This is a genomic window from Sphaerisporangium melleum (assembly GCF_014646695.1).
In the GTDB taxonomy this organism is placed as follows: Bacteria; Actinomycetota; Actinomycetes; order Streptosporangiales; family Streptosporangiaceae; genus Sphaerisporangium; species Sphaerisporangium melleum.
Genome location: NZ_BMNT01000004.1, coordinates 57090 through 64526, shown reverse-complemented (window position 1 = coordinate 64526; position 7437 = coordinate 57090). Strand labels below are relative to the sequence as shown.

Annotated in this window: 7 protein-coding genes and 1 pseudogene; 1 reads left to right on the top strand and 7 read right to left on the bottom strand. The window is 69.3% G+C overall.

Annotated features, from left to right (window positions below; genetic code table 11):
* Positions 1–901: pseudogene (locus tag IEY93_RS04495) on the top strand (hypothetical protein); the annotation flags it as partial.
* A gap of 80 nt (positions 902–981) precedes the next feature.
* Here the strand turns inward: IEY93_RS04495 and IEY93_RS04490 are convergent.
* The 7 genes from IEY93_RS04490 to IEY93_RS04460 form a co-directional block, all read right to left on the bottom strand.
* Positions 982–1503, bottom strand: coding sequence for a hypothetical protein (locus IEY93_RS04490; protein WP_189161672.1), 522 nt, complete (start codon positions 1501–1503; stop codon positions 982–984).
* A 193-nt stretch (positions 1504–1696) separates the two neighbouring features.
* Complete coding sequence (locus tag IEY93_RS04485) at positions 1697–2494, bottom strand: inositol monophosphatase family protein (RefSeq protein ID WP_189161671.1); 798 nt, start codon at positions 2492–2494, stop codon at positions 1697–1699.
* A gap of 178 nt (positions 2495–2672) precedes the next feature.
* Positions 2673–3446, bottom strand: a complete 774-nt coding sequence (locus IEY93_RS04480) for a succinate dehydrogenase/fumarate reductase iron-sulfur subunit (RefSeq protein WP_189161670.1) — start codon at positions 3444–3446, stop codon at positions 2673–2675.
* A complete protein-coding gene (locus tag IEY93_RS04475; protein ID WP_189161669.1) occupies positions 3446–5353 on the bottom strand; it encodes a fumarate reductase/succinate dehydrogenase flavoprotein subunit in 1908 nt (635 codons plus the stop codon). Before IEY93_RS04475 ends, IEY93_RS04480 begins: the two co-directional genes overlap by 1 nt.
* 9 nt (positions 5354–5362) lie before the next feature.
* The gene (sdhC, locus tag IEY93_RS04470; protein WP_189161668.1) at positions 5363–6178 is read right to left on the bottom strand and encodes a succinate dehydrogenase subunit SdhC; all 816 of its coding nucleotides are present in this window, start codon (positions 6176–6178) and stop codon (positions 5363–5365) included.
* A gap of 235 nt (positions 6179–6413) precedes the next feature.
* A complete protein-coding gene (locus IEY93_RS04465; RefSeq protein ID WP_189161667.1) occupies positions 6414–6863 on the bottom strand; it encodes a response regulator in 450 nt (149 codons plus the stop codon).
* A 6-nt stretch (positions 6864–6869) separates the two neighbouring features.
* Positions 6870–7437, bottom strand: a 568-nt coding sequence (locus tag IEY93_RS04460; RefSeq protein WP_268241529.1) for a sensor histidine kinase, incomplete at its 5' end; no start/stop codon positions are given.

The following is a 7437-nucleotide window of genomic DNA, read 5'->3' as shown; positions in this document are numbered from 1 at the left end:
GCCGTCCAGCCTGCCGGTGATCCCGCCGACCCCGCCGGTGGACACGCCGCTGACGCCGGCGGAGACGCCCGCGCCCGACCCGATGCTCTCGCTGGCCCTGGCGACCCCCACGCCGACGCCGACGCAGAGCGAGACCGAGGCGCTGGACGCGATGTCCTTCGACGACCCCACCCCCGACTCGGTGCCCATCGAGATCCGCAACGCCACTCCCGAGTACGACCAGCTCACGCTCAGCCGCAAGCTCGCCATTCCCGGCGTCCTGCTCGCCGTCCTGGTGATGCTCGGCGTGCTGATCTTCGAGGGGCGGGTGCGGCGGCTGGCGCACGCGGCGGCGATCCGCAAGGCGGGGCCGCGCACGCCGGGCAGGCACCGCGGTGACGGCTTCCCCGTCGGACTGCCCATGCCGGGCTACCCCGTGTACCACGAGGGGGCGGCGTACGCGCCGATCATCAGCTTCGTGCCGGTGCAGGGCTACCCCGGCATGCCGGGCTCCGGTCCCTCGGCTCCGCTCGGGTACGGGAACCCGCAGGACCCGCATGCGTACGACCCGCAGGCGTACGGCGCCGTGTTCGACCAGGGCCCGGTGGGGCATGCGCGGCCGGGTCCGATCGCGCTGCCGGCCGGGATGTCCGGTCCGGCCGACCCGTGGCCCCGTGACGGCGTCCAGGAGCCCCCGGCGGGCGGCGGCGACATGGCGGTGGCGGGCACCGCGGCCTTCCCCGCCGTGGGAGAGACCAAGGAGCCGCAGGGCGCCACGGGGCCGTGGACGCCCGCGCCGGAGGGCACCGCGAAGCCGGACGCCACGCTGCAGGCTCCGCTGCCCATGCCCGGGACGACCGTCCAGGACGCCAAGCCCCGCAGCGGCCTCCTCAGCCGCTTCAGCCGCAAGAACAAGTCCTGACCCCTGCCGGCACCTTCAGCGAAGGCATCGCCGTCGCAGTGTTGTGGCCGATGGGATCGGCGGGTGATGCGCACGCGTTCTCATTTCGGGCCGTTGCCCGGGGCGAACTCCTTGCATGCTTCCTGAGCGGCTTTGACCTTCGCTTCGGGGGTGTCCGGCGGAACGCTGATCTCGATCCTGCCGTCGGCGGAGGGGTCCGCCATGGGGATGCCGTGCTCGCGCATGCACCGGGCGAACTTGAGCAGCCCGTCGAGTTCCCTCTGGTCGATCTTGCCCATCCGGTCGCCGACCGCGGCTTCCATGAAGTGCCTGCACGCCTCCTGGGCCTCGCCGACCTTCCGCTGGTCCCCCTTGCGGGACTCGATCCTGATCGGGCCGTCCGGTGCCGGATCCTTCATGTCGACGCCGTGCTCGCGCATGCACTGGGCGAACCGGAGTTGCGCGTCCCTGCGGCTCATGGAGGCCGACGGCGAGGCGGCCGGAGGCTCGCCGCCGCTCGCCCGTGCCACGCCGGCGCCCGGAGCGGGCGCGCCGCACCCGGCCAGTGTCAGCGCCGTGGTCAGGACCAGTGGGCCGACGGCGCCGAGCAACCGAACCTTCATGACCTTCGCTCCTTCACCGCCCCAGGACGTTCGCCCGGGGTGGGCACAAGTCCAGCCCAGCCGGCACTAGCAGCGGATAAGGGCGGCAACGGCGACGAGCACCGGGCCCTGCGCGGACCGCTTCGTAGCGGTCACCATGCCGAATCCTCCGCCGTCTGCGCCGCTGAGGGCCGGCGCCGGGGTCAGGAAGAGGTCAGAGGGACGACTGGGCGGCGATGAGCTCCAGCAGCGCGGTGTGCGTCTCCGGGTCCGCGGACACGACCAGCCCGCCCGCCCCAGTGTGCAGTGGCCGGCCGTGGATTCCGGTCACCGTGCAGCCGGCGGCCCGGCACAGGGCGATCCCGGCGGCGAAGTGCACGCTGTCCCGCAGATGGCCGTCGGTGACGTACGCGGCTCGGCGGCCGGCAGCCACCCAGGTGACCGCCAGGGTGGTGGAGACGACACGCGGACGGAACCGTTCGGCGAATCGCGGCTCGGCCGGCAGCCGGGCGGCCCGGAAGGCCGGCGCGTTGGGGAAGGGCGGATCGAGGTTGATGTCCACGAGCTGTGATTCCGATGAAGGCTTGAGCTCCTCGTCCCTCCCGTCACGGCGGACGTACGCGTGCCGGCCGTCCGTCCAGAACACCTCTTCGGTGAACGGGTCGGCGCAGGCGGCCACGGTCACCTCGTCGCCCACGCGCAGGGCGACGTTCACCGCGACCAGCATGTTCCGTACCGCGTAATTCAGCGTGCCGCACAGCGGATCGACCAGCCACACGCGTTTCGCGGCGCCTGAGCCCGTAAGCCCCTTCTCCTCGCCGATGATCGCGTCGTCCGGCCGGGCGGTGTGGATGACCTCGCGGATCGTTTTCTCCGCTTCGATGTCGGCGGCGGTGGCGAAGTCGCCCGCCGGCTTCTCGATGCGAGTGAGCGACGCGCCGTACATGGCGCGTACGACGGCGGCTCCCGCCTGCGCCGCGCTGATGGCCAGTTCCGCGTCCATGATCGGCATGTGCACAGCATAGGCGGAGGGCCTGGACACATCGCCTGATCCTGCCCGGAGGTGCGGTAGGCGGGGCCTGGTGGTGCGTTCGCTCACGAAACGGCCCTCGCTTCGGCGGGTGGTGCCGATCGCGAGGGCCGTGCGGGACGGTACGCCGCCGTGCGCCGTGGTGGCTCGGGCCCGCCGGTCAGCCGGACTTGGCGGGGGAGGAGCCGGAGCGCTTGAAGATCTTGTTGCCGAGCCAGACCAGCGGGTCGTACTTGCGGTCGACGACACGCTCCTTCATCGGGATCAGCGCGTTGTCAGTGATCTTGATGTGCTCGGGGCAGACCTCGGTGCAGCACTTGGTGATGTTGCAGTAGCCGAGGCCGTGCTCCTCCTGCGCCTCGTTCTTGCGGTCCGCCACGTCGTACGGGTGCATGTCGAGCTCGGCGATGCGCATCAGGAACCGCGGCCCGGCGAACGCCTGCTTGTTCTCCTCGTGGTCGCGGATCACGTGGCAGACGTTGTTGCACATGAAGCACTCGATGCACTTGCGGAACTCCTGGGACCGCTCGACATCGATCTGCTGCATGCGGTACTCGCCGGGCTTGACGTCCTGCGGCGGGGTGAACGAAGGGATCTCCCGTGCCTTCTGGTAGTTGAACGACACGTCCGTGACCAGGTCCTTGATGACGGGGAAGGTCCGCATCGGGGTCACGGTGATGGTGTCGTTCTCCTCGAAGGTCGACATCCGCGTCATGCAGCCGAGCCGCGGCTTGCCGTTGATCTCCATCGAACAGGAGCCGCACTTGCCGGCCTTGCAGTTCCACCGCACCGCGAGATCGGGAGCCTGGGTGGCCTGGAGCCGGTGGATGACGTCGAGGACCACCTCGCCCTCGTTCACCTCGACGACGAAGTCCTCGAGTTTGCCCTCGCCGCCTTCGCCGCGCCAGACGCGGAACTTGGCCTTGTACCCCATCAGGACTCCTTAACGAGCGCGTCGTAGTCCGCCAGCTCGTCGGCGGTGACGTACTTACTGAGCTCCGCCCGGTCGAACAGTGCGATCAGGTCGTCGCGCATCGACGGCTGGACGGCCTCCTCGATGGCGACCTCGCCACCCGGGGTGAGCGCGCACCGCAGCAGCTTGCGGCGCCACTCGGCCGACATGGCCGGGTAGTCGTCGCGGGTGTGCCCGCCGCGGCTCTCCTCGCGCAGCAGCGCCGCCCGGGCGACGCACTCCGACACCAGCAGCATGTTGCGCAGGTCGAGGGCCAGGTGCCAGCCGGGGTTGTAGATGCGCCCGCCCGGGGCGCCGGTGCCGGCCGCGCGCTCCTTGAGCTTCCCGACGGCCTCCAGGGCCTCCCGCATCTCCTCGGCCTTGCGGATGATGCCCACCAGCTCGTTCATCGTGCGCTGCAGCTCGTGGTGCACCTCGTACGGGTTCTCCCCGCCGGCCCGGGACAGCGGGGCCACGGCCTCCTGCTCGGCGTCCTGGAGCGTCTCCGCGGAGATGACCGGACGGGCGGCGAGCCCGTCGAGGTACGCCGCCGCGCCGGCGCCGGCGCGGCGGCCGAACACCAGCAGGTCGGACAGCGAGTTGCCGCCGAGGCGGTTGGAGCCGTGCATGCCGCCGGACACCTCGCCCGCGGCGAACAGCCCCGGGACCGAGGACGCGCCGGTGTCGGCGTCGACCTCCACACCGCCCATGATGTAGTGGCAGGTCGGGCCGACCTCCATGGCCTCCTTGGTGATGTCGACGTCCGCCAGCTCCTTGAACTGGTGGTGCATCGACGGCAGCCGCCTGACGATCTCGGCGGGGCTGAGCCGGCCGACGACGGACAGGAAGACACCGCCGTGCGGTGACCCGCGCCCCGCCTTGACCTCGGAGTTGATCGCGCGGGCGACCTCGTCACGCGGCAGCAGCTCGGGCGGGCGGCGGTTGCCGGCCTGGTCGTCGTACCAGCGGTCGGCCTCCTCCTCGGAGGTGGCGTACTTGTCCTTGAACACCTCGGGGATGTAGTCGAACATGAACCGCTTGCCCTCGGAGTTGCGCAGCACCCCGCGGTCGCCGCGCACGGACTCGGTGACGAGGATGCCGCGCACCGACGGCGGCCACACCATGCCGGTCGGGTGGAACTGGATGAACTCCATGTTGATCAGCTTGGCGCCGGCCAGCAGCGCGAGCGCGTGCCCGTCTCCGGTGTACTCCCAGGAGTTGGAGGTCACCGTGTAGGACTTGCCGATGCCGCCGGTGGCCAGCACCACGGCCGGGGCGTCGAAGCAGACGAGCCGGCCGGTCTCCCGCCAGTAGCCGAACGCGCCGCTGATCGGGGCCTCGGGCTCGGGGCCTTGCTTCAGCAGCCGGGTGATCGTGCACTCGGCGAAGACCTTGATGTACGCCTCGGCGTCGCCGTGCAGCTCCTGGTCCTCCTGCTGGAGGGCGACGACCCGCTGCTGCAGCGTGCGGATCAGCTCAAGGCCGGTGCGGTCGCCGACGTGGGCGAGCCGGGGGTACTCGTGGCCGCCGAAGTTGCGCTGGCTGATCTTGCCGTCCTTGGTGCGGTCGAACAGCGCGCCCCAGGCCTCCAGCTCCCAGACCCGGTCGGCGGCCTCCTTGGCGTGCAGCTCGGCCATCCGCCAGTTGTTGAGGAACTTGCCGCCGCGCATGGTGTCCCGGAAGTGCACCATCCAGTTGTCGGCGGGGTTGACGTTCCCCATGGCGGCGGCGGCGCCGCCCTCGGCCATGACCGTGTGGGCCTTGCCGAACAGCGACTTGCAGACGATGGCCGTTCGCTTGCCCTGCTGCCGGGCCTCGATCGCCGCGCGCAGGCCCGCGCCGCCCGCTCCGATGACGACGACGTCGTATTCGTGACGCTCGATATCCACTGGTGTTCCTTACGCGAACGGGAAGTTGACGATGCCCTTGGCGACGAGCCGCACGTAGAGGTCGGCGATCATGACCGAGTACATGGACAGCCAGGCCAGGAGCATGTGCCGCCGGTTCAGCTTCGAGACGAAGGTCCACATCTTGTAGCGCACCGGGTGCTTGGAGAAGTGGTTGAGCCGCCCGGCCGTGATGTGCCGGCAGGAGTGGCAGCTCAGCGTGTACGACCAGATCAGCACCACGTTGACCCACAGGATGATCGTGCCGAGGCCCACGTGCCCCCAACTGCCATTCTCGTCCCGCAGCGCGAGCACCGCGTCCCAGGTGAGCACCAGGGCGATGAGGATGGCGCCGTAGAAGAAGTACCTGTGGATGTTCTGCAGGATCAGCGGCAGGCGGGTCTCACCGGTGTACTTCTTGTGCGGCTCGGCCACCGAGCAGGCGGGCGGCGAGAGCCAGAACGCGCGGTAGTAACCCTTGCGGTAGTAGTAACAGGTGAGACGGAAACCGGCCGGCAGTCCGAGGATGAGGAAGCCGGGCGGCAGAGCGAACCAGTCGCCGATGGGAGCGAGCCCGAGGAACCGTGCGCCTTCGGGGCACGCGGTCGTCAGGCAGGGCGACGAGAAGGGGGCGATGTAGGGTTCGACGAAGTAACTCGTGTCGAAGATCGCCCAAAAGCCGTAGACGAGGAATGACGCGAGCGCCGCGAAGGTGATGGCCGGTGCGAGCCACCATCGGTCCGTGCGCAGGGTGCGGGCCGAGATCTGCGCCCGCTGCTTCCTCTGCCCCGGTTCGTTGATCGGCCGGCCGGCCGTTGTCTGGGTCATCGGAGAACTCTCCACCTCCCGCGGACCCCTGCTGGTCTCAAAGGTGCGGGGTCCGGGCTTTCACGTAGGGCTGGATGCCGCGCGCGTCGTGGTTCGCGCCGGTCGCACAGCCGCGCGCGTGCCGGTGGGGCTCTACGTTACGACGGTGGGTACCCCTCGTGTGACAACGGTCACTCACTTTTTCCCCGGGGCCCGTGTGATTCCCGTCACGTCCAGCTCGGGCTGGACCCTGGATTCACAGGCGTTGACCGCCCTTTGGCAGTTTCACGACCGTCACGAAGAAATCATCGATCTGGCGGACGACTCTGATGAACTGGTCGAAGTCCACCGGCTTGGCGACGTAGGCGTTGGCGTGCAGGTGGTAGCTGCGCAGGATGTCCTCCTCGGCCTCGGAGGTCGTGAGCACCACCACGGGGATGCTACGGAGCGTCTCGTCGGCCTTGATGTCCTCCAGCACCTCCCGGCCGTCCTTGCGGGGCAGGTTGAGGTCGAGCAGGATCAGATCGGGCCGGGGCGCGTCGGGATAGGGGTCCTCCTGGCGCAGGAAGGCCAGGGCCTGCTCGCCGTCGCTGACCACGTGCAGCTTGTTCTGCACCTTGTTGTGCTCGAACGCCTCGCGGGTCAGCAGGACGTCACCGGGGTCGTCCTCCACGAGCAGGACGTCGATGAAGCGGTAATCCTCCATGCCGATCTATTCTCCTGAGGTCGCGGGCAAGGTCCAGCGGAAGGTGGTGCCGGGCCGGTCGGGGTCCGGATCGTCGAGCCAGATCTTGCCGCCGTGGTATTCGACGATCTTCTTGCACAGTGCCAGGCCGATGCCGGTCCCCGGGTAGACGTCCCGAGGGTGCAGGCGCTGGAAAATCAGGAAGATCCGATCAGCGTACTTGCTTTCGATGCCGATGCCGTTGTCCGAACAGGAGAACTCCCACATATCCCCCTCCTGCCGGGCGGAGACGTGGACGCGCGGAGGCCGCTCCGAACGGAACTTCAAGGCGTTGCTGATGAGGTTCTGCAGGAGCTGGGTGAGCAGCACGCGGTCGCCGTACACCGTGGGCAGCGAGTCGCTGGTGACCTCGGCGCCGATGTCCTCGATCTTGGCGGAGACGTTGCCCACGGCCGTGTCGAAGACCTTCTCCATGTCGGTGGGCGCCTTCTCGCCGCCCACCCGGCCCACCCGGGAAAGATTCAGGAGATCATTGATGAGGAGCTGCATGCGCTTGGCGCCGTCCACCGTGAACTTCACGTACTGCTTGGCCCGC